The sequence below is a fragment of the Maribacter sp. HTCC2170 genome (assembly GCF_000153165.2).
In the GTDB taxonomy this organism is placed as follows: Bacteria; Bacteroidota; Bacteroidia; order Flavobacteriales; family Flavobacteriaceae; genus Maribacter_A.
Window position 1 is genome coordinate 1,581,867 of the sequence record NC_014472.1, and the last position, 22,766, is coordinate 1,604,632.

At 37.3% G+C, this 22,766-nt stretch carries 15 protein-coding genes; 7 read left to right on the forward strand and 8 right to left on the reverse strand.

What is annotated here, in order from left to right:
- Nucleotides 1–42 precede the first annotated feature (42 nt).
- Nucleotides 43–1,236, reverse strand: coding sequence for a phosphoglycerate kinase (locus FB2170_RS07060; RefSeq protein ID WP_013305848.1), 1,194 nt, complete (start codon nucleotides 1,234–1,236; stop codon nucleotides 43–45).
- A 121-nt stretch (nucleotides 1,237–1,357) separates the two neighbouring features.
- On the opposite strand from FB2170_RS07060, the gene FB2170_RS07065 reads away from it, so the two are divergent.
- Together FB2170_RS07065 and FB2170_RS07070 are read left to right on the forward strand one after the other, a co-directional pair.
- A complete protein-coding gene (locus tag FB2170_RS07065) occupies nucleotides 1,358–2,524 on the forward strand; it encodes an ATP-binding protein (RefSeq protein WP_041632724.1) in 1,167 nt (388 codons plus the stop codon).
- Between the two features lie 19 nt (nucleotides 2,525–2,543).
- Nucleotides 2,544–2,942, forward strand: a complete 399-nt coding sequence (locus FB2170_RS07070) for a DoxX family membrane protein (protein WP_013305850.1) — start codon at nucleotides 2,544–2,546, stop codon at nucleotides 2,940–2,942.
- A 72-nt stretch (nucleotides 2,943–3,014) separates the two neighbouring features.
- Here FB2170_RS07070 and FB2170_RS07075 read toward each other — a convergent pair whose 3' ends face one another.
- From FB2170_RS07075 to FB2170_RS07095, 5 genes are all read right to left on the reverse strand, one after another.
- The gene (locus tag FB2170_RS07075) at nucleotides 3,015–3,521 is read right to left on the reverse strand and encodes an OmpH family outer membrane protein (RefSeq protein WP_041632726.1); all 507 of its coding nucleotides are present in this window, start codon (nucleotides 3,519–3,521) and stop codon (nucleotides 3,015–3,017) included.
- A 302-nt stretch (nucleotides 3,522–3,823) separates the two neighbouring features.
- Complete coding sequence (locus tag FB2170_RS07080) at nucleotides 3,824–4,651, reverse strand: class I SAM-dependent methyltransferase (protein WP_013305852.1); 828 nt, start codon at nucleotides 4,649–4,651, stop codon at nucleotides 3,824–3,826.
- Between the two features lie 165 nt (nucleotides 4,652–4,816).
- Nucleotides 4,817–6,685 (reverse strand): tRNA uridine-5-carboxymethylaminomethyl(34) synthesis enzyme MnmG, encoded by a 1,869-nt coding sequence (gene mnmG, locus FB2170_RS07085; RefSeq protein ID WP_013305853.1) that lies wholly within the window; start codon nucleotides 6,683–6,685, stop codon nucleotides 4,817–4,819.
- 5 nt (nucleotides 6,686–6,690) lie between these two features.
- On the reverse strand, nucleotides 6,691–7,113 hold the full coding sequence (gene ybeY, locus FB2170_RS07090; protein WP_013305854.1) for an rRNA maturation RNase YbeY: 423 nt from the start codon (nucleotides 7,111–7,113) through the stop codon (nucleotides 6,691–6,693).
- Nucleotides 7,106–10,558, reverse strand: coding sequence for a hypothetical protein (locus FB2170_RS07095; protein ID WP_041633098.1), 3,453 nt, complete (start codon nucleotides 10,556–10,558; stop codon nucleotides 7,106–7,108). The genes ybeY and FB2170_RS07095 overlap by 8 nt, the downstream gene beginning before the upstream one ends.
- A 72-nt stretch (nucleotides 10,559–10,630) precedes the next feature.
- Here FB2170_RS07095 and FB2170_RS07100 point away from each other — a divergent pair, with 72 nt between their 5' ends.
- The 3 genes from FB2170_RS07100 (at nucleotide 10,631) to FB2170_RS07110 (ending at nucleotide 14,297) form a co-directional block, all read left to right on the forward strand.
- Nucleotides 10,631–11,683, forward strand: coding sequence for an alkane 1-monooxygenase (locus FB2170_RS07100; protein ID WP_013305856.1), 1,053 nt, complete (start codon nucleotides 10,631–10,633; stop codon nucleotides 11,681–11,683).
- 98 nt (nucleotides 11,684–11,781) lie between these two features.
- Nucleotides 11,782–13,287: a glutamate--tRNA ligase gene (gene gltX / locus FB2170_RS07105; protein WP_013305857.1), complete on the forward strand. Its 1,506-nt coding sequence runs from the start codon at nucleotides 11,782–11,784 to the stop codon at nucleotides 13,285–13,287.
- A gap of 89 nt (nucleotides 13,288–13,376) precedes the next feature.
- Nucleotides 13,377–14,297 (forward strand): SPFH domain-containing protein, encoded by a 921-nt coding sequence (locus tag FB2170_RS07110; RefSeq protein WP_013305858.1) that lies wholly within the window; start codon nucleotides 13,377–13,379, stop codon nucleotides 14,295–14,297.
- A gap of 256 nt (nucleotides 14,298–14,553) precedes the next feature.
- Here the strand turns inward: FB2170_RS07110 and FB2170_RS07115 are convergent, their stop codons facing one another.
- Nucleotides 14,554–16,239 carry a glutamine--tRNA ligase/YqeY domain fusion protein gene (locus tag FB2170_RS07115; protein WP_041633099.1) on the reverse strand — a complete coding sequence of 562 codons (1,686 nt, stop codon included), beginning with the start codon at nucleotides 16,237–16,239 and terminating at the stop codon, nucleotides 14,554–14,556.
- 271 nt (nucleotides 16,240–16,510) lie between these two features.
- On the opposite strand from FB2170_RS07115, the gene FB2170_RS07120 reads away from it, so the two are divergent.
- Nucleotides 16,511–18,766 carry a gliding motility-associated C-terminal domain-containing protein gene (locus FB2170_RS07120; protein WP_237701169.1) on the forward strand — a complete coding sequence of 752 codons (2,256 nt, stop codon included), beginning with the start codon at nucleotides 16,511–16,513 and terminating at the stop codon, nucleotides 18,764–18,766.
- Between the two features lie 8 nt (nucleotides 18,767–18,774).
- Nucleotides 18,775–20,991 carry a type IX secretion system membrane protein PorP/SprF gene (locus FB2170_RS07125; protein WP_013305861.1) on the forward strand — a complete coding sequence of 739 codons (2,217 nt, stop codon included), beginning with the start codon at nucleotides 18,775–18,777 and terminating at the stop codon, nucleotides 20,989–20,991.
- 191 nt (nucleotides 20,992–21,182) lie between these two features.
- Here FB2170_RS07125 and FB2170_RS07130 read toward each other — a convergent pair whose 3' ends face one another.
- Complete coding sequence (locus FB2170_RS07130; protein ID WP_013305862.1) at nucleotides 21,183–22,586, reverse strand: sulfatase; 1,404 nt, start codon at nucleotides 22,584–22,586, stop codon at nucleotides 21,183–21,185.
- Nucleotides 22,587–22,766: the final 180 nt, after the last annotated feature.

Here is a 22,766-nt window from a genome sequence, read left to right on the forward strand (position 1 = left end):
AGTATCGTTTAATACGGTAACTCCCGTTAATCGATAACGCCCTTACCCTTCTAATATTGCAGCGATTCCGGGCAAAGTTTTTCCCTCGAGGCTCTCTAACATCGCACCACCACCAGTAGAGACGTAGCTCACTTTTTCTTGGAATCCAAATTGCTTGACAGCCGCTACCGAATCACCACCACCTACTAATGAAAAAGCACCATTTTGTGTGGCTTCATCAATAAAATCACCAACGCTGATGGTTCCATTCGAAAAATTCTCCATTTCAAAGACCCCAACAGGGCCATTCCACAAAATGGTTTTACTTTTTAAAATCACTTCTTTGAAAATATCCAAAGTTTTTGGACCGGCATCCAGACCTTGCCAGCCATCTGGTATTTTATCTACATCAACCACTTGTGTATCGGCATCGTTGCTAAAATCATTTGCTGCCAAAACATCAACAGGTATATGAACTTGAACCCCTTTTTCCTTAGCCTGGGCAAGTATACTCATCGCAAGATCCATTTTGTCATCCTCACAAATAGAATCCCCGATTTTACCCCCTTGGGCCTTTACAAAAGTATACGTCATACCTCCACCGACAATTAGATGATCCACCTTGTCAAGTATGTTTTCAATTATGGTGATCTTAGAAGAAACCTTTGCCCCTCCTAGAATTGCCAACACAGGTTTTTCTCCTGTACGCATCACTTTCTCAATAGATTTTATCTCTTTGGCCAATAAGTTGCCAAAGCATTTTTGGCCAGAAAAGAACTGCGCAACAATTGTAGTTGAAGCATGGGCCCTGTGAGCGGTTCCAAAAGCATCATTCACATAAATATCACCCAATTTCGAAAGTTTTTCAGCAAAATCGACATCACCAGAAGTTTCCTCATCATAAAAACGAAGGTTTTCCAATAATAAAACCTCTCCTTCCTGAAGTTCAGCAACAGCTTTTTCAACCATCTCACCAACACAATCTTCAACAAACTTAACTTGAACTCCAATAATCTCAGAAACTTTACCGCAAATATGTTTAAGCGACATATCTTGGTTTTTCTGCCCTTTTGGTCTCCCTAAATGACTCATCAAAACAGCACTGCCTCCATCTTCCAAAACCTTGATTATAGTTGGTTTCGCAGCTTCAATTCTATTCGTATCCGTTACATTGAATTCCCCATCCAATGGAACATTGAAATCAACTCGAATCAATGCTTTTTTATTTTCAAAATTAAAATCGTCAATGGTCATCATGATGCTTCGTTTTAAATGAACTGCAAAGGTAAATATTTAAGGGATTTTATTGAAAATAAGCTGAATAATTTCAATATTATATAATGTTTATTTACTTATTCAAAAAAACTATCTTTGGATGATGCTGTTCAATGATATACTGGGACTTTCCCATATAAAAAATCACCTGGCCCAAAGCGCTGATGCCGGTCGAATACCCCATGCCCAATTATTCGTGGGGCCTGAAGGTTCGGGTGCACTGTCAATGGCAATAGCTTATGCACAATATATAATATGTGCCAATCAAAATGCCGAAAACAGTAGTGTTGATAATCAAGCTTGTAATATTAAGTGCAATACACTTTCCCATCCCGATATGCATTTTGCTTTTCCTGTTTCAAATTCCGATAAGGTGAAAAGTCATGCAGTGAGTAATCACTATATGGAGGAATGGCGGCAATTTATCATGGAACAACCTTATGGAAACCTTTTTGATTGGTACCGTTTAATTGGAATTGAAAAAAAACAAGGACAAATAGGGGTTGATGAGGCACATGCTATAGTGAAGAAGCTTTCCTTAAAATCATATGAGGGAGGGTATAAAGTGATGCTGATATGGATGGCAGAAAAAATGAACGTTGCCACGGCCAATAAGCTTTTGAAATTGATTGAGGAACCTCCTGAAAAAACTGTTTTTCTATTGGTTGCACAAAATGAGGAGCAGATTATCCAGACCATAAAATCTCGTTGTCAAATTCTACATTTTCCGCCTCTTGCCGAAGAGTTCATGGCAAAAGCCCTGGAGGACAAAGGACTCATGCGAGAGGAGGCATTACGCCTGGCACATGAGGCCAACGGCAATTTTAATAAGGCCCTTGATTTAATGAACAACGATTCAGAGGATCTTGTCTTTGAGAAATGGTTTGTACAATGGGTACGAAGTGCGTTCAAGGCAAAAGGCAATAAATCTGCTATACATGAACTTATTCTATGGGCTGAAGAAGTTGCTAAAACCGGAAGAGAAACACAGAAAAAATTTCTACAATACTGCATAGCAGTAATGCGCCAGGCCATGTTGATTAACTTTAACATTAAAGAACTGGCCTTTATGCGAATTCACATGGATGGTTTTCAATTGGAAAAATTCGCCCCTTTTATTCATGAAAACAACATTTTGGATATTGTGGAAGAGCTAGAAAATGCCATGTACCATATTGAGCGAAATGGCAATTCTAAAATAATACTTACCGATCTTTCAATAAAACTCACACGTCTATTGCATAAAAAAGAAAGTTCGCTTATCAACTAATCTACCCTGAAATAAAAAAATGGAGCATCCACTAAATAACGTCACTGAGATTTTACTTTTATTGTTTTTGGTAATTACATTTATTCAAAGTGGATTGGATAAAATAATGGACTGGAATGGAAATATATCATGGCTTAGAGGACATTTTTCAAAGACCTTTTTGGGAGGCATGGTGCCTTTCCTAGTGGCCACAATACTAATTCTTGAGATAGTCGCCGGAATCCTGTGCATAATAGGCATCTACCAACTTGTAGCTGAAGGTAAAAGTGCCTTGGCATTATATGGTGCAATTTTGTCTTGTATTGCTTTGCTTATGTTACTATTTGGACAACGAATAGCCAAAGATTATGATGGGGCAAGAACCATTGCAATATACTTTGTACCGGCAATCTTTCTAGTCTTTTTGCTACAACCGTAGTACTAAAAAAGCCCTAACAGTTATGTTAGGGCTCCTAGATTACTTTTATTTGGCAAATGCCATTTTGAAAATTTACTTTGAGTAATTGTCATTTAAAATTTTGGTGATTTGCGAAGTAAGGTCATTGGCATCGGTACCATAAAGAACGCTACCTCCATCGCCACCACCTAAAATATATGAGTAGGCGTTTTTCTTACCAAAATCCTTGATCTCATTTTTCACCTTAGTCACTAAGCTATCCATTTCGGTTTGGCCCTGTAATTGTAATTGTTGTTCTTCTTGTTGCAATTGTTGCCCTATGAATTGTCCTTTCTGTTGAATAACAGCATATTCTTCTTGAGCTTTCTTTTGTGACATCTTCTGAGCTTTCAATTGAAAGGCCTGTGCCTCTAGTTGAAAGGCTTGCGAAATACTGTCCTTCTTTTTCCCAAAGGCATCCAATCTTGTTTTGTATTTGGCCTCAACATCTATTTTTTCTTGATAGTCCTCCATCAATTTTACGTTGTCAACATATCCTATTTTTTCCTGTTGACATGATACCATCATCAATACGACTATAGCGAATAATACTCTTTTCATTTTTGTATGATTTAAAATTCTTCCTTTTAAAGGATTAAATTATAGAATTGCGCAAAAATAGGAAAGGTTTTTAAAACTAACTCTTTAATTCAAGTATTTGTGATTTGGTAAATGACTCCATTTCAGAGGAAAATCAAGATAGCGCAAATAATAGATAATTTCTATGATAAATAAATAAAATAATAGAAAATATCAATTAATATTGAACTCCTAACGTGCTCTATATTTAATCTTTTGACAGAAATACAGTCTATCTAGCACTCGCAAGGCTCAAAAGCCCCCAAACCGTCTTAAAATCGATTTTACTCCCTTTTTAGAACATAAATATGAGAAGAGTACTCCCCGCTAACCCAAGCCTTCAAATTTGAAAGAAAACCAATCGCAATTGCCCTAACATAGTTTTGACGGCCTGTCTTATATTTTTCAGATAACAGAGAAACATAGAATGAATCAAAAACCATTGGTTTTGTTTTAACCACTTTCATCCCATGGTTTGAAAAGAGTTTCTCAATGGCGGTTTTAGAAAAATGGTGAAGATGTCGTGGTACATCATACGCCGCCCAATATTCCTTGTAGTACTTTGCATCGTATGATTTATAATTAGGGACGGCTACAACCATCGTACCTTCTTTCCCAAGTAAAGAAACCAGTTGCTTAATTTGATGGTTAAGATTTGGTAAATGCTCCAAAACATGCCACAGGGTAATTGTACTGAAGTTATTCTTCTTGAGATCTTCCAAACTTGTGCACAGATTCACTCCTTTTTCTTTAGCACGCATTCTTGCATCATGATTAGGTTCTACCCCACTCACTTCCCACTCACATTTTTTAGCAGTAAACAAAAAATCACCAGTTCCCGCTCCAACATCTAAAATAGTTCTACAATCCGTGCCATATTTTTTCACGATTTTGAACTTCCTCCAAATACTATACTTTTTTACGACTTGATATATCCTGTCGACTAAAGTATCATTGGCATCTGTATGTGAAATGTATTTGTCACTGTCGTAATATTTATCAAGATATTTGGGTTGAGGTTGGGTAATCAACATCTCTAATTCTTCATCGACAACAAGTTCAAAAACTTCTCCGGTTACCGAATAATCTTTAGTCTTTAAATATGATTTCATTGCGCAGTTTAGTAGACAAATTATCCTTTTTGAATCATCGAAGATACTTTAAAACCAATTCTTATGAAAGCGAATTTAAAAGTGATGAACCAAACTTTTAATTTGTCGTGAAAGTATAAACCAACCTACAAAAAAAGAATTGTTCCACGTGGAACAATAAATATTTTATCGTCCCATAAATACCAAAAGCACGCTAATGTCCGATGGCGAGACCCCGCTAATTCTAGAGGCTTGTGAAATCGTAACTGGTCTTATGGTCTCAAGTTTTTCACGGGCCTCATACGATAATGATTTCAACTTTGAATAATCAAAATTATCTGGAATTTTGACATTCTCGAGTCTATGCAATTTATCGGCATTGTTCTTCTCCTTTTGAATATAGCCAGAATACTTCACCTGTATCTCAGCCTGCTCCATTACCTCCCTGTCCAAATCATTATCAGAAACAAACTCAGAAACTGAATCTAACTGAAGCATATGATTCATGGTGACTTTTGGTCTTGAAAAAACCTTGAACATCTTATCGGATTGTTTTACCAAGGAAGAGTCAACGCTTTCCAAAATTGGATTAATGGCTTCAGGTCCAACACTTGTACTTTTGAAAAATTGAACAAAAGCATCAGACTTCCTTTTCTTTTCATCCATGCGTTTTAATCGGTCATCTGTTGCCAGTCCAATTTCATGACTCTTAGGAGTTAGTCTTAAATCTGCATTATCCTGCCTTAAAAGGGTACGATACTCAGCTCTTGAAGTGAACATACGGTACGGTTCCTCAGTACCCTTAGTAATAAGATCATCTATTAAAACACCTATATATGCTTCGTCTCTTTTTAGAATAAAAGGTTCCTTTTCATTTAGCTTAAGATGTGCATTTATTCCAGCCATTAGTCCCTGCGAGGCTGCCTCTTCATAACCTGTAGTTCCGTTTATTTGACCTGCGAAATACAAATTGTCAATCAACTTAGTCTCCAGTGTGTGCTTCAATTGAGTAGGTGGAAAATAGTCGTACTCAATGGCATAACCAGGTCTAAAGAATTTTACATTCTCAAACCCAACCACTGAACGCAGCGCTTTAAACTGAACATCTTCTGGTAAAGAAGTGGAAAATCCATTCACATAAACCTCCACAGTGTCCCATCCCTCAGGCTCAACAAACAACTGATGACTGTCCTTGTCCGCAAACCTATTAATCTTATCTTCGATAGACGGACAATATCTTGGCCCAAGACTTTTTATTCTGCCATTAAACATAGGAGATCGTTCAAAACCCTCCTTTAGCAAATCATGGACTAACTTACTTGTATGCGTCATGTGACAATCCCTTTGTTTTGTCAAAACAGGAGTGTCCAAATAAGAGAACTTCTCCGGAATAGTATCACCAGGTTGAAGAATCATTTTAGAAAAATCCAAAGATCTGCCATCAACTCTTGGTGGGGTACCCGTCTTCATTCTTCCACTATCGAAACCTAAATCAGTAAGTTGTTCGGTTATTCCCGTTGCCGCTCTTTCACCAGCTCGTCCACCACCAAATTGTTTTTCTCCAATATGTATTAAGCCATTTAAAAAAGTTCCATTTGTAAGTACTACTGACTTTCCTTTAACATCAATCCCCAAAGAGGTTCTGACACCCACGACCTTATTACCATCAAGCAAAAGGCCACTTATCATTTCCTGATAAAAATCCACATTCGGCGTGTTCTCCAAAGCCAGTCTCCATTCCTCGGCAAAACGCATTCTATCGTTTTGCGTTCTTGGACTCCACATCGCAGGGCCCTTTGATTTATTCAACATCTTAAATTGAATAGCCGATTTATCGGTAATAATTCCGCTATAACCACCCAAAGCATCAATTTCCCGAACAATTTGTCCTTTTGCAATTCCTCCCATTGCAGGATTGCACGACATTTGGCCAATAGTTTGCAGGTTCATTGTAGCCAACAGAGTTTTAGAGCCCATATTGGCCGCTGCCGCTGCCGCCTCCGCCCCAGCGTGTCCACCACCAACAACTATTACATCGTATTCTTCTCCAAACATAAAATCTAGCTTTGTTCCACGTGGAACATTTTAATTTTCTCCTCTTCTTTAGCTCTCATCTTAATTACCTCATCCTCGGACTTGTCATTATAGCCAAGCAAATGAAGAATACCGTGCGACATAACACGTAACAACTCTGTGTTAAAATTCACACCGAACAAACCGGCATTCTCTTCTATTCTTTCTGTTGAAATGAAAACGTCTCCACTTACAATATTACCATCTGTATAATCAAAGGTTATGATATCGGTGAAATAATCATGTTTAAGATGTTGCTGATTAACCTTTAGTAAGTAGTCGTCCTCACAAAAGATGAAGTTTATAATACCAACAAAAGATTCCTCCGAAACAATTATCCTACCAATCCAATCGGCATACTTTTCTTTAGCATGTATCCTAAAACTTCCCTCTTGAAAGAACTCAATCATTGTCCTTGAAATATTCCTTTACTCTATTCTGAAAATTTTGCCGCAAAGGTAGTGCTTGTCTATTTAATATTTCAACTTCATTTCTATAATTCTCTAAAGCAGAGGGCTTCGTAAGAATGGGGTTCTGAAAGATCTCTGAATTGAAATTGCTTTCCCGTTCCAATTTCTTTCCCTTCTTTAGTGTGGCATTTTCTAGTTTTAGCATCTCATGCTCAATATTATTAATCTTGGATATTGTTCTTTGTGTAACCCCATTCTCTAACAAATCGTTTTCAAAATCTTCCATTTGCTTTACAAGCTTCTCCCCAAGTTTTCTATCTCCCTCATTTATCATATTCAACAACTGCTGCTCCAACTCTTGCCGTAACAATTGTTGCTCTTTGTAAATTTCATAAATTTCCTTTAACTCTCTTTCGCTGGGGCCATTTTCCTTTCCACCATCTTCATTTCCAGCACTTTTTCCATCTTCTCCCCTCCCTGATGTACCTTCACCTTTCCCGGTGTCTCCTCCTGTCTTCGAACCATTCTCACCTTTTTCACCATCTTGCCCCTTTTGACCTTCCTTGCCTTTTTCACCTTTACCTTCTCCCTCGCCTGGTTGTCCTCCCTCCGACTCACCCATACCATCCATCTTTTCCTTTAATTCACCTTGCCCTTTTATTATGTCGGGCAGTTGAAATCCTGGTTCACCGCTACCACTACCAGAACCTGATTGCATGCTTTGCTGCATATTATCCAAAATATTAGCCAAGAAATCGGCCAAGTTGTTACTAGCATTCAAGACATATTTCTGATAAGAAATACCCTGATACATCTGATTCTCAGCAATACTTTCTAACGATTTATCAATATTATAATACACATCTGTAATCTGTTCATTGACAAATTCCGACAACTCTGCCCTACGCAGTGATAAAGAAAAGAGGCTGTCGTCAACATGCTCAAAAAGCGCTCTCAATTCACTCTGCTTTCTAATCGTGCTTGAAAAATTCGAAATATCTAAATCCGAAGCCTCCAAACTCTCAAACAAACCCTCTTGTTTAAAAGAAAACGTAATTAAATTATCCAATATTTGTCGCAACATATCCGCGTCTTCAGCCATACTTGACTCACCACCCCCTGCTGCGGACGATTCACTTAACTCCTCTCCCATCTCCTTAATTTTCTGCGCCGCAGATTTCTGCTTTTGCTTAGCTATTTCAGCGCCTTTGTCTTTTAATTGAGAATCAGAAGGTTCATCACTTTTCAGATTTACTTTTATTGCATCCAAAGCTTCTTGTTGATCTTGCTTTATAGACTCTTCCCTCTTCTTATTAACCTCCAAATCTATTGGTTTCTTTAAATCTTGATTGTCCTTTTCTAATTCTCCCAACTCATTTGCCAATTCCTCAAAATCAACATTTAATTCCCGCTGCTCTTGGGCGGAAATCTCCTCTTTAAGTTTCTGCTCCGATAACAAGCTCTGCTTTTTACTCAATTTTTTAAGCTCATCAGCTAATTGTGCTGCTTTTTCCGTTACATAGTACCTTTTTGTTAGTTCTAACAATTGTTCCAAATTACGTTTGCTGTTTTTTTGTTTATTGGCCAATTCCTCCAGCCTTTTAGCCAATTCTTCCTTGTCAATTTTATCAGCAATCTTGTCTAACTCCTCCAATAAACGTTCATTTTTTCTTGCTTCCAATTCCTGACGTTCCAAGCGTTCTTTGAGTAAACTATTTAACTCCTCGTTATTTGTTGTTTTCTCAAGATTTTCCCTCAGCTCCTTGCTAAACTTTTGCATTAAGTCCTCCTGGTTCTGCTGCTTCCTTAGAAAATCCTTGATCTGATTTTCATCACTATAATTAAGCTGTTCCTTTTCTTTTTGTTTTTGACTAATCTCCTTAAGTGATTCCTGTTGCTCCTCGAATCTTTCAACAGACTCATCCATGTTCTTAATTATAGACTGTTGTTTTTGCAACTCCATCTTGCGTAATTCATCTTCGTTCAACAAGGTCGTGCCAAATACTTGGCTCTTTATAGACTTACCTCCGTGGATGGCATCATTGTCAATAGCCTCGAAATAAAAACTATACGGAACGTCCTCCTCCAGATCTAATCCCGAAGGGAAAGTGTAATAGAATTGATTGAAATTCGAAGATGGCCTACTTATTTCAACATACTGCTTGTTTTCATCATCAAACTCAGGATAACATACCAATCTTATATTTACTAATTGATAGTCATCTGAAGACTCACCCACATAATATCTTAAATTCAAATCTACAGAATCAACAACATCTTCCACCCGAATGCTAGGGTATGAATCTTTTATAGTGGTAAACTTATAGTCCAACTTCTCATACTCATCAACATTCTCATTTGAAGTCGTAATTCCGTATGAATAATCACTATAAATCTTCTTTGAAAACATAAACACATTTTCAGTGGATTTTAAAAAATCCTGTACAGTATCTTTTTCCTTTAGCAAAACTTTGGAAGTGTTTTCACTAACTATTTTCCAAGTAACATTTGTTCCCTCAGGTAAGATAGCATTGCCAGTACTTTTCAGAATTTCATTCTCTTTTTTTACATAAGAAGGGTAATTAAGAAGTAGTTCAAAATTCAGAATTGCGGGAGCTTTTAAAGCATTTAAAGTGTATATTCTGGATTCTACTTTACCCGAAACAAAGTGAAAATCCATTTTGGAAAGAGGAGGTGACAAACTGTAGCTATAGGTTCCATTGTCATTTTGCATCATTAACTCGTTGCCATTAACCATAATGTTTACAGCGTCTGGACGCATATCACCTATAGTAGAAACTCTAATCGTATACGATTTATCCACTAGCACATCAAGGTCATTGGACAATAACTTAAACCTAAAAGGTGCAGGTGGTTCATACGCTATATCATAATTGATGACCCGTTCGTAAGAATTAAAGAAAGAACCCATATTCCCCGTTAACCATACCAAACTAAACACCCCTATAGGTAGCAACAAATACTTAACATACTTTAAGTTTTCTCTATAATCGATTGCCCTACTAAAAGGCACAGGGTTAAGTGCTTCTGAACGTTGTTCAATGCTAGCCAATAATAATTCCGATTGGTTTTTATTGTCAGCCAGATCTAACAAATTAAACAACTGATCATCAACCTCGGGAAAGTGCTTGCCAATTAATAAAGAAGCGTCTTTGTTTGAAATACCATTCTTAACTTTTGATAAAAAAAGCAATGGTATCACTATAAATCTATAAAGCAAATAAGTGCCCAAAAGAATCAAAACAAAGAGCAATACCATTCTACCAACAGAATTCATCCATAATACAAACTCAAACCCTAAAACAACGAAAAAAAGCATCGCCAAAAGCACAACAAAAAGGAGTAAACCCTTTATGAGCATTTTGGTATAATACTTTTTGGTGAATAGGTTTAATTTCTCAAGTATGTTACTATATGCCTGCAAATCAACTATATTTAAGACCAAGATATATTATAAATCAATGGTAGATAGCAAATATTTGTTAAAAGGCATGGGATGAAAGATTTAAAATACTTAGCGGCTTTCACATTACCGGCTTCTGCCTTACTAAGCATTCAATTATTGGGCTATTGGAGTTATTTTACTCCATTATATGCGTTCGTTATCATTCCAATACTTGAAATACTGCTTCCGTTGGACACAACAAACACCACTTTGGAGGAGCGTAAAAAAAAGAAACATCAACAAATATTTGATTGGCTGCTATACCTAAATATTCCCGTTGTGTATGGTCTCCTGATCTATGCATTATGGCTAATAAACTCTCAATCTCTTAGTTACCTGGAAATCGTTGGCATAACCATTTCTGTAGGCATAGTTCTGGGCACAAATGGAATCAATGTGGCGCATGAGCTTGGTCATCGAAACAAAACAAAAGAACGCTACTTAGCTAAGCTTTTATTACTGCCCTCTTTATATATGCATTTTTATATAGAGCACAATCATGGTCATCACGCAAACGCAGCAACAAAGAACGACCCCGCTACAGCAAAATATAACCAGTCTGTTTACTCTTTTTGGTTCACATCAGTAATTAAGCAGTACATAAACTCTTGGAAAATTCAACAGAAATTAAGAAAAAACAACAATACTCCACTGTTTTCCGTTCGGCACGATATGCTCTGGTATTCAATAATTCAAGTTACATACCTGCTTTTAGTCTTTACCTTTTTCAATCTAAATGGCTTGTATTTTGCAATTGGCACAGCCATTGTCGGTTTTCTACTTTTAGAGACCGTAAACTATATAGAACACTACGGGTTATTAAGGTCCAAACTACCTTCTGGCCGATATGAACGAGTAAAAGAAATACATTCTTGGAACAGTAACCATGTAGTAGGCCGAATAGTCTTATATGAATTAACCAGGCACAGTGATCACCATTATAAAGCCTCCAAAAAATATCAAATTCTTGACTATCATGACACTTCTCCCCAAATGCCTTTTGGTTATCCAACGTCAATGGTCATGTCCTTGATACCTCCTCTCTGGTTTAAGATTATGAATCCAAGGGTTCCTGATGAGATGAAATTCGCCAAACAGCACTAGTTCCCCATATACACGTCCGAAATATTCTCACTCTACGAAGTATAAACGGCTTTGGCGCTTCATGGGTTTCGATTATCTTTGCCGCTTAATCTTAGTTCATGAGTCGAAAAGTAAGAGTTAGGTTTGCACCAAGCCCCACAGGGCCATTACATATAGGAGGAGTACGTACTGCTCTTTTTAATTATCTATTTGCTAAAAAACACAATGGTGACTTTGTTCTACGCATAGAGGATACAGATCAAAATAGGTATGTTGAAGGCGCGGAACAGTACATTGTCGAAGCTTTAAATTGGTGTAATATCCCCTTTGATGAAGGACCAGGGAAAGATGGCGGATTTGGACCTTACAGACAAAGTGAACGAAAGCATTTGTACAAAAGATACGCTGAAGAGTTAATAACTAAAGGAAAGGCGTATTACGCATTTGATACTTCTGAAAAATTGGATTTTCATAGAAAAGACCATGAAGCAAAAGGGAAAACATTCATCTATAATTGGCACAACAGGTTAAAGCTTGAAAATTCTTTGTCCTTGACCAAGGAAGAAACACAGACCAAATTGGATGCTGGCCATGACTACGTAGTCCGGTTCTTGACACCACAAGACCAGAAGCTTAAGTTAAATGATATCATTCGTGGCAAAATAGAAATAGATACCAACATATTGGACGATAAAGTGCTGTTCAAGAGCGATGGTATGCCCACTTATCATTTGGCCAACATAGTTGATGACCATCTTATGGAAATCTCCCATGTGATACGGGGTGAAGAATGGTTGCCATCTCTAGCCCTTCATCAATTATTGTATGATGCCTTTGAATGGCAAGCACCACTATTTGCGCATCTTCCTTTGATTATGAAGCCCGTAGGCAAAGGAAAGCTAAGCAAGCGAGATGGTGAAAAAATGGGCTTTCCTGTGTTTCCATTAACTTGGAACGATTCTATTGGTTATCGTGAGGCGGGCTACTTCCCTGATGCGACAATCAATTTTTTAGCAATGCTCGGATGGAATCCTGGAACAGAGCAAGAGTTATTCAGCATGGAAGAACTTAAACAAGATTTCAGCTTAGACCGTGTACATAAATCGGGAGCTCGTTTTGACCCAGACAAAACCAAATGGTATAATCATCAATATTTACAATCCAAACCAAACAGTGAGCTTGCCAAATTGTTCATGGGTGAGTTAGAAGGCAAAGATGGTCTTGAGTCCATCCCCACTGAGCAGTTCATTGAGAAAGTGGTTGAGCTGATTAAAGAGCGAGCCAACTTTGTATCCGACTTTTGGGGATTAAGTGATTATTTCTTTAAAACTCCTGAGTTATATGATGAAAAAGCAATGCGCAAGCAGTGGAAAGAGGATACCCCAGACATTCTGAATGCAGTTGCTCAACTACTGGAAGGTATTGATGACTTTTCCTCTCAGAATATTGAAACGATAATTAAAGATTGGATAGGTAAACAAGAATTGTCCTTTGGAAAAGTAATGCCGCCATTACGACTGGTTATTGTTGGCGCTATGAAGGGTCCTCATTTATTTGACATCATGGACATGATTGGTGCAGAAGAGAGCATTTCTAGAATTAAAAAAGCCATTTCCACACTTTAAGAATCAAACTGTAACAAATTGCTCTATTTTCATACGTATATAATACCGTTAATTCGTAACTTCAATTCACTAACTAAAATCTAAATATCATGGGCAATTTCTTTCTTATACCGATTATTTTTATCGGACTGATTATTCTCTTTTCATCTTTTTTCACAGTTAAACAACAAACTGCTGTTATAGTTGAGCGTTTTGGAAAATTTCAAAGCATACGCCATTCCGGGCTTCAGATGAAAATTCCATTAATTGACCGTATAGCTACTAGAGTTGGTCTAAAAATTCAACAACTTGATGTTATAGTTGAAACGAAAACTCTAGATGATGTATTTGTGAAACTAAAAATATCAGTTCAATACGTTGTTATTAAGGAAAAAGTATATGAGGCCTTTTATAAACTAGAGTACCCCCATGATCAAATTACTTCTTACGTATTCGATGTGGTGCGTGCAGAAGTTCCTAAAATGAAATTGGACGATGTGTTTGTGAAAAAAGATGATATCGCAATTGCTGTAAAATCTGAGCTCCAAGAGGCGATGATTAATTATGGTTATGACATCATTAAGACTTTGGTGACTGACATTGACCCAGACGCACAGGTAAAAGAAGCAATGAACCGTATCAATGCTTCTGAACGTGAAAAGATTGCCGCTCAGTTTGAGGGTGATGCCGCTCGTATTCTTATCGTAGAAAAAGCCAAGGCCGAAGCAGAGAGCAAAAGATTACAAGGACAAGGTATTGCAGACCAACGTCGAGAAATTGCTCGTGGACTTGAAGAATCTGTAGAGGTATTGAACAAGGTTGGCATAAATTCTCAAGAAGCATCAGCTTTGATTGTTGTAACCCAACATTATGACACACTACAATCAATAGGAGAGGAGACAAATACCAATTTAATATTACTTCCCAATTCTCCACAAGCGGGTAGCGATATGTTAAACAACATGGTTGCTTCATTTACGGCAAGTAATATGATCGGAGAAGAAATGAAAAAGAATAATCCAAAAAAATAATTGGATTACAATAAATAAAAAGCCTCCAATCAAAATTGGAGGCTTTTTTGTTTTAAATGTTCATCTCTCGGTTGTTTTCTTCAATCAGAGTTACCTAATCATCAATACTTGTTCTAATGGCCTCTAAGTCCTTTTAACAAATGACACCATCACATTGCATGACGGAAAATAAATAACTGCTCAAAAGCCCTTAAAACAGTACTATTTCAATAGATAATACCGATTGATATAATTTCATCGATAAGAAATATCAATACTAATTTTTTTGTTGGATTTTTGACCAGGTATCCCTTAATCCAACCGTTTTGTTAAAAACCAGTTTTTCGTCTGAACTATCTGGATCAACACAGAAATATCCCAATCGCTGAAATTGAACAATATCACCAACTTTAGAACTTTTTAAACTTGGCTCTAAAAACCCCTTAATGACGTTTAAAGAATCAGGATTCACAAATTCCATGAAATCTTTGTCTTTATGTGTATCCGGACTCTCATCTAAAAATAAACGATCATAAACTCTAATTTCTGCTTCCACTGCATGTTTAACTGAAACCCAATGCAACGTTCCTTTAACTTTGCGCAGACTTTCCTCAGTACCACTACCACTTTTGCTCTTGGGGTCATATGTACATTGTATTTCTGTGATGTTGCCATTATCGTCCTTAGTACAGCTTTCGGCTTTAATGATATAAGCATTCTTCAAGCGTACTTCTCCACCAAGTTTTAATCTAAAGAATTTACGGTTTGCTTCTTCCTTAAAATCATTACGCTCAATATAAATTTCACGAGAAAAAGGAACTTCTCTTGAACCTGCGGATTCATCACTAGGATTGTTCTCAGCATTTAACCATTCTTCAGAAGCCTCAGGGTAATTTGTTATCACGACCTTAATTGGGTCCAAAACGCCCATTACCCTTGGCGCTATTCTATTTAGATGCTCACGCACATGAAATTCCAACAATGAAACATCAATTAGATTCTCTCTTTTCGCTATTCCTATCGTATCAGCAAAACTCTTTATAGAATCTGGGGTATATCCCCTTCTTCGTAATCCAGAAATGGTAGGCATGCGAGGATCGTCCCATCCATTTACAACACCGTCCTCAACCAATCTCAACAATTTGCGTTTACTTACAACTGTATGACTCAAGTTTCTTCGAGCAAATTCTCTCTGTTTGGGTTTTACTTTTTCATTGTCATACACTTGGTCCAAAAACCAATTATACAATTCGCGATGAGGCAAGAACTCTAGCGTGCATAGGGAGTGTGACACCTGCTCAATATAATCACTTTCTCCATGTGTCCAATCATACATGGGGTAAATACACCAATCAGTATTTGTTCTGTGATGTGCTTTATGCAATATCCGATACATGATTGGGTCACGCATAAGCATGTTCGAAGAGGACATATCAATCTTTGCTCTAAGCACATGCGTTCCTTCCTTAAAGTCACCATTTTTCATTGCTCTGAACAACTCAAGATTTTCTTCAACACTACGTTCTCTAAAAGGGCTATTCGTGCCTGGTTCTGTTGGTGTTCCCTTTTGGTTCGCCATTTCCTCGGAGGACTGACTATCTACGTAAGCTCTTCCATTTTGAATAAGCATTTCAGCCCAATCATAAAGTTCCTGAAAATAATCTGAAGCATACCGTTCGGTATTCCACTTGTAGCCCAACCATTCCACATCCTGTTTAATGGCATCAACAAATTCCTGTTCCTCCTTAACCGGATTCGTGTCGTCAAACCTAAGATTTACAGGTGAATCATAACGCAATCCCAATCCAAAATTCAAGCAAATTGAACTAGCGTGTCCAATGTGCAGATACCCATTGGGTTCAGGTGGAAACCTAAAACGTAATTTCGCCTTTGGAAAGCCCTTTTCAAGGTCTTCTTCTATAATGTGTTCTATAAAATTCAATGATTTTGGAGCTTCACTCATTTCACTTTTTTTAAGAAGTGCAAATGTAGGAAAAATGCAGCTATTGCAGGCCATGAAATGCCCTAGCATACAAATATTGGGGTTTCACAACATATTTGGGATGCGCCACAACAATAAGTTTCTAAACGCATAATTAAATAACATATTTGTTGTTGAATAGTTGTGATACTTTGTCAAAAGCGTTATTAAAAGCGTTAAACAGCGAAATCACAACAAATTCAAACCCCAAATCAAACAGCTAAAACACGTTGAACAAAAATTGTAACTACTTATGAAATGTACATCAAAGTTCCGTTTCCACATGTTTCTTGTGGGATTTTTGCTGTTGACCCTCGCACCTCTTTCTGCACAAATCTTGGTAAATGAACCAGAACCAGCTGACAATCCAAATTTAGCCGGTAATTCACCGTGGACTGCCATTTGCGCAGGCGTTGGTGGTTTTAATGAATACTATGCCAAGATATCTTGGGCGGGTACAGCCAACAGTTCAAATGAATTTATATTGGAATTGTCAGATGCCTCCGGAGATTTTACCAATGCTTCTGTCCTTGCCACAATCGATGACCAGAATGGTAATAGCTCAAAAGAATTTGATACTGAATTTGGGATTCCTACCGACACAAGAGGCCAAGGTTATAAGATAAGGGTAAGATCAACTGATCCCGCAAACACAAGTGCTGAGTCTCCCGCATACAATATGTATTATATGGACGTTACTACAAATATCAACATCAGTGATGATGGTAGTGGTGTGCCCCCAGGAACTATTTGTGCAACAGGACCTATAACACTTCAAGTTGATAATGTTACCAATCCCGAAACCTATCAGTACATATGGTATATGAGTGGTTCACCTATAGGAGGTGAAACAGGACATACTTTAAATGTCACCGCCTCAGGAATGTATTTTGCATTGATAGACTACGGGCCTACATGTTCAGGTTCTGCAAACACAGATTCCAATATTGTAGATGTTACCATTGGTGGTGGTGGAGAAGGTATATTTATAAACCCACCATCCAAAACTGTGCTTTGCGCAGGTGAAACTGAAACCTTAAGTATAAACACAACTGATCCATCATGGAGTTATAGATGGTTTAAAGATAATGTTGAGATTTCTGGTGCTACTTTATCAACATATACTGTTGACGCCAACATCCCAGGATTTGAAGGTGATTATCAAATTGAGATTTCCTCTGCATCGATTTGCAACGAAATGTCGGCCGCAATAAGCATGAACAACGCCGATAGCTTTACTGCAACTAGAGATAATCCAGAAAACATAGTTTTGTTACCATCACAAACCGAAACATTAAGCATTAGCACATCTGCTGTTTCACCAACATTTAAATGGTACAGAAATGGAGTAGAGATCTCAGGCCAAACTAATAACACCCTAGATATTACACAGGATGGCACATATTACGCCGAAATCACACAAGGTGGTGGAACCTGTCCTGGAGCTATAAAAAATTCTGAAAACTCACTAGTAGTTATACCAGCTTCTTTTGAACTTATTACTGATTATAATTCTTCTTATACGGCATGCGCTTCAACTGATATTGTATTGCAAGTACAGACTATCAATGCTGTAATGCCTGACTTGAGCAAAATAGATGTTACTTCAAGTATTGCCACAGATTTCGCATATCAATGGAAACTAAATGGTACCGACATTTCAAGTGCAACCAATAATTCTATTAGTTTGACAGATGTTTCTGAAAATGGTGATTATACAATTGAAGGAACCATAAGTACATATACGGCGCCATCCAATACATTGAATGTACAGCTTTTGACATCAGAAATCTTAACAATATCAAGCACCAGTACCGTTTATTGTAGTGCATCGGACATTGTAACCATTAGCACCGCTACAGACTTAAGTGGAGAAACTTATGAATGGCAAAGAGACGGTGGCTCTGTTAATACAACAGATGGGGCTTTTGATGTAAATGAAACAGGAACATACCGATTGGTACTAGACAGGGGAGGTTGTTCGTTGACATCCAATGAAATTACTATTGCACCTCTAGATGCTTCCTTGATTACATTGAGTCCAGCAGGAGATGTAGTATTCCCAGAGGGTACTTCTAGAGCTGTAACAGCAAGTGGAGGAACCGCATATCGGTGGTACGACTCAAATAATGTGGAGATGAGTATTTCCGATTCTTATAATTTCACAACGGAAGGCACCTATACTTTAGTTGCCAGTATTGATAATTGTGAAATTTCGAGACAGATTACCGTAACCTATTTAGATACATTCAGGGTCCCCAATGTGATTAGTGCAAATGGTGATGGAATTAATGATCAATGGGTTATACCTAATTCCTATTCCAATAAATTGGATGTAAATGTCATTATTTACAATGAAAAAGGCGAAGAGGTTTTAAATGAGTTTGATTATAAAAACACATGGCCTTCATCTTCCATGTCATTTCCTAAGCAAAATATGGTTTTCTATTACAAAATCAGAAATGCTCAAGAAGTGCTGAAACAAGGCACAATAACCGTGATTAGATAACTATTACAATGCTTAAGAAAAATATATTATTCATATTGTTGTTTGTTCTGTCTTTGGTCAAAGCCAACGCTCAAGAAGATACGCCATTTGTTCCTTATGATGTGCCATCGCAGAACTTGTTAAAATACAACCGATTCTTAATAAACCCAACATTTTCAACGGTTCGGGAAGATGTTTCCTATGTGAATCTTTTACACAGAAACCAATCGGTACAATTTGATGATAACAACCAAAACTATTTCTTAAGCTATAGTGGTCGTATCAGTGATAAAACAGGACTTGGACTAAGTTTGTACCAACAACGAGAAGGAACCGTTACAAACTTTGGCGTCCTAGCAAACTACGCATATGGTATTAAACTAAGTGATAAAAGTAATTTTACTTTCGGCGCCAATGTTTCTTATTATAACAGTGGTTTTGACATTAATCGTGTTACAACCGTTGAGGATGATCCATTCTTGGCAGGTTTACAGGATAGCAACTTGTTATCCTTTCAACCAGGTTTCAACATTTCCTATGGAAAGTTTGATTTTGGGCTTTTTGCAGAGAATCTTTTTGATTACAATCTTAAAACAAGTGAATCAGTTACCGAATTTGCAGATAAAACCTTTTCTGGCCATTTACAATACACCCATGATTTTGAAAATGCCTCTGGTGCACTAGAAGGTGGTCGGTTAATGCCTTTGGCGAGAGCTAGAAAAGTCGGTGAAGATGATATCGTTTTTGGGGGTAGCCTTATACTTGACCTTCCAAAATTAGGATGGGTACAAGGCGGTTACGATAGTTTCTATGGCGCCTCTGCCGGTGTCGGATTTAACCTCAACAAAAGACTTTCGTTAGGTTATACCATGGAAAAAGGGCTTTCAAATAACTTTGACAATTTCGGAGTTACTCACGAAATATCCTTTGCTTATTCATTTACCCCTAACCTGACTGAGGATCGCGTATTCTTGGAAAACAATAATGATGATCTGGTTGATTCCAATGAACTTCCATTAGAAGATACAGTTGCAAGTAATGAGCAGTTAGAAGAGTTACAGAAAAAACTAGCAGAGAATGATGCAATTATTGCTGAATTGATGTTTCGCCAGGATTCGTTAGAACTAAATCGCAAGCAAGATTTGGAAAAACGTTTTGAAATGGTAATGCGCATGGTTCGAAATGAGACGAAAGGCGAGCGTCCAGATCTAGAGAAAAAAGCAGAAAAACTATTCTTAGGGGACAACTCGGATATTGCAATGGCTTCAAAAAATGCTAGTAATGACGGAAAGGAAGATGCACACGAAGACAAATATACCGAGCAGTTTAATGATAAATTACCCCCTGCACCCAAAGAAGATGAATTTATTAAGGAGAAGGACGCGGTATTGGCAGTAAATAAAAATGATAGGCCAAAAGCTAACGACAAACCTGTGTTTGACGTCAATCAACCATCTCAAAAAGTAAAAGAGGCCGTAGCTGCGACTAAAATTAAATCAGATTTACCTCAGGTTGCATCTAGAGACAATACACGACGCTCAAAAAATGTTGAACACGTAACTAAAGCCAAAAAAGTTAAAAGTCGAAAATTTAGAGATTTGCAAGGTATAAAAGACGGCTACTATCTTGTTGCCAATGTTTATAAAGGTGGTCAGTATATGACCAAGTTTATCAATGGTCTTAAGCAAAAAGGAATTTCTGCTGATTATATTGACAACCCCAATAACGGTCTTAAATATGTTTATTTAGAACGTCACAATACATGGCAAGAAGCTGTTGATGCTCATAAAAGCAATATTAATGGTCAATATGATGGTCTAACATGGATCATGAATGTTGACAACCGATATACCAATGAGGCCTATGTAGAAAACACTAATAAGGTCAAAGAAAGGTCCTCTAAGTATAATGATGACGTTCTACAACAAAACATTGTGGTCAAAGACAAGGTAACGGCTAACAAGCAAGAGCCAAGAACTCAAAAAATCAACGGTGTTGATTCTGGATACTACTTAATTGCCAATGTTTTTGCGAACCCAAAAAACGCAAACAGGTTTGTTAAGTTATTAAACTCCTACGGACTTAGTGCAAGCTATTTTGTCAACCCTGAGAACAATTATAGGTATGTTTATCTTAAACGTCACCGATCTTGGAACAATGCGCTTCTTTCTTATTACACCAAGCTTAATGATGCCTATGACGATAAAATGTGGATTATGCGGGTTACCCCTGGCCAAATCGCTTAACGTATACAGGTTATTGGTTTTGTTAGCCCTATAAAGTTGACCCAATATTATATCAAAGAATCATTCTATAGACATTTAGGGCACAGGACATGTCTTCTCAGTTGAAATCTTTGTTGTTCTTTCATTATTTGTTTAGCTCTACTTCAATTGCTTTAAGAACTAATTTGATATATTCTTTTACTTTTTCATCATTAATTTACATAAGGTACTGTTCCGGTTGAATCAACTTTATGCCCCCATGTTTCCAAATATGAAGCTCCTGGTAAAAAATCATCGTCCAAACGATCGAGCTCCTTATCGAGTAATTCTTCCAAATTTTCAGCAACTGATTTAAAAGATGGATTTCCAACAAGATTATTCAGTTGATATGGATCTTCAACATTATCAAAAAACAACCATTCTCCGGACAAATCTTTAGCATAAGTATATCTTTTTGTTATCACTCCTCTAAATTCTTTACCTCCTAAAGTTCTTTTCCATTGCCCAAAGGGTTGAATACACGCAACAAGAGCAGCTTTTCGATTATCCTCTTTTTCGCCAAGAATGACATCTGATATATCTTCTCCATCCAAACCCTCAGGGGCTTTTATACTTGACATTCCCAACATTGTAGGTAAAATATCCAACGTGTTTAGCAGGAAATCACTTTTGCGTCCCTGCTTACCCAATAATGCGGGATACTTTATAATAAATGGTACTTTAGCCGATTCTTCATAAATTCTTTGTTTTTTTCTTTCCGTATGACTGTTGATTAAATCTCCGTGATCTGATGTAAAAACAAAAATGGTATTGTCTTCAAGATTATTTCTCTTTATGGCGTCCTGTAATTGTTTGATGTAACTATCAAGTGCAGAACAATGTGCATAATATCCTTTCAACATGGCTTTTGTATTTTCAGCTAATTCAACTGGAACATTTGGTCTTAATTGTATGTCCATATTTTCGTATAATTTCTGAAATTCTTTTGGTGCAGTCTTATAAGGGGCATGAGGTGGTCCCCAAGAGAGTATCAAACAAAATGGGCTTTTATTTTCTGTCTGAGCTTCTATAAAGGCAATAGCATCTTTCGTTTGAGCTGCCGCATCGTACCCCTCCCATGAATGCAATTCATCATCATTTCCCCAATAATTTGAATTATTATAACTATGAGAACACTCCAATACTTTCCAATAATCAAAGCCTTGTCGCCTTTCTTTTGGAATAAATGCAGAACGGCCCTTACCATCAACGTGCCATTTCCCAATGTAGGCAGTACTATATCCTTCATTTTTATAGAGTTTGCCAAAACTTTGAGAGTCAGGGTCAAGCGAAACATCATTCATGAACATGCCATTCTTCAAAGGATATCGTCCCGTTAACATCATCGATCTGTATGGAGTACAAACAGGGCTCGTTGAAATGGCGTTGGTAAAACTAATTCCTTCTGAAGCCAATTTATCAAGATTGGGTGTTATAACATTTGGATTCCCGTTGGAACCTAGTGCTTCAGCCCGCCATTGATCGGCTAAAACATATATGATATTGGGCTTTTTTGTTTTATCACCACATGCAATAATGAATGATGACAATAATAGCATAAGCAAAATATTTTTCATTTTTTTCAGGTTAAAGTTGGCTTATAGTATAATGATTTAATCTTGCATACAACGGTTTCGTATTACCGTCAATTATGGCCTTATATACTTGTAAAATACAACTTTATAAGGTCCTTTCGACACAATATCAATGAAAAGAGTCTTGGTATAATTGCACTCTTCATGATTAGAAATATCGAC

Bases quoted from the DNA above. Each gene is read 5' to 3' on its own strand.
- FB2170_RS07060 (WP_013305848.1), bottom strand. From the start codon at position 1,236: ATGATGACCATTGACGATTTTAATTTTGAAAATAAAAAAGCATTGATT.
- FB2170_RS07065 (WP_041632724.1), top strand. From the start codon at position 1,358: ATGCTGTTCAATGATATACTGGGACTTTCCCATATAAAAAATCACCTG.
- FB2170_RS07070 (WP_013305850.1), top strand. From the start codon at position 2,544: ATGGAGCATCCACTAAATAACGTCACTGAGATTTTACTTTTATTGTTT.
- FB2170_RS07075 (WP_041632726.1), bottom strand. From the start codon at position 3,521: ATGAAAAGAGTATTATTCGCTATAGTCGTATTGATGATGGTATCATGT.
- FB2170_RS07080 (WP_013305852.1), bottom strand. From the start codon at position 4,651: ATGAAATCATATTTAAAGACTAAAGATTATTCGGTAACCGGAGAAGTT.
- mnmG (WP_013305853.1), bottom strand. From the start codon at position 6,685: ATGTTTGGAGAAGAATACGATGTAATAGTTGTTGGTGGTGGACACGCT.
- ybeY (WP_013305854.1), bottom strand. From the start codon at position 7,113: ATGATTGAGTTCTTTCAAGAGGGAAGTTTTAGGATACATGCTAAAGAA.
- FB2170_RS07100 (WP_013305856.1), top strand. From the start codon at position 10,631: ATGAAAGATTTAAAATACTTAGCGGCTTTCACATTACCGGCTTCTGCC.
- gltX (WP_013305857.1), top strand. From the start codon at position 11,782: ATGAGTCGAAAAGTAAGAGTTAGGTTTGCACCAAGCCCCACAGGGCCA.
- FB2170_RS07110 (WP_013305858.1), top strand. From the start codon at position 13,377: ATGGGCAATTTCTTTCTTATACCGATTATTTTTATCGGACTGATTATT.
- FB2170_RS07115 (WP_041633099.1), bottom strand. From the start codon at position 16,239: ATGAGTGAAGCTCCAAAATCATTGAATTTTATAGAACACATTATAGAA.
- FB2170_RS07120 (WP_237701169.1), top strand. From the start codon at position 16,511: ATGAAATGTACATCAAAGTTCCGTTTCCACATGTTTCTTGTGGGATTT.
- FB2170_RS07125 (WP_013305861.1), top strand. From the start codon at position 18,775: ATGCTTAAGAAAAATATATTATTCATATTGTTGTTTGTTCTGTCTTTG.
- FB2170_RS07130 (WP_013305862.1), bottom strand. From the start codon at position 22,586: ATGAAAAATATTTTGCTTATGCTATTATTGTCATCATTCATTATTGCA.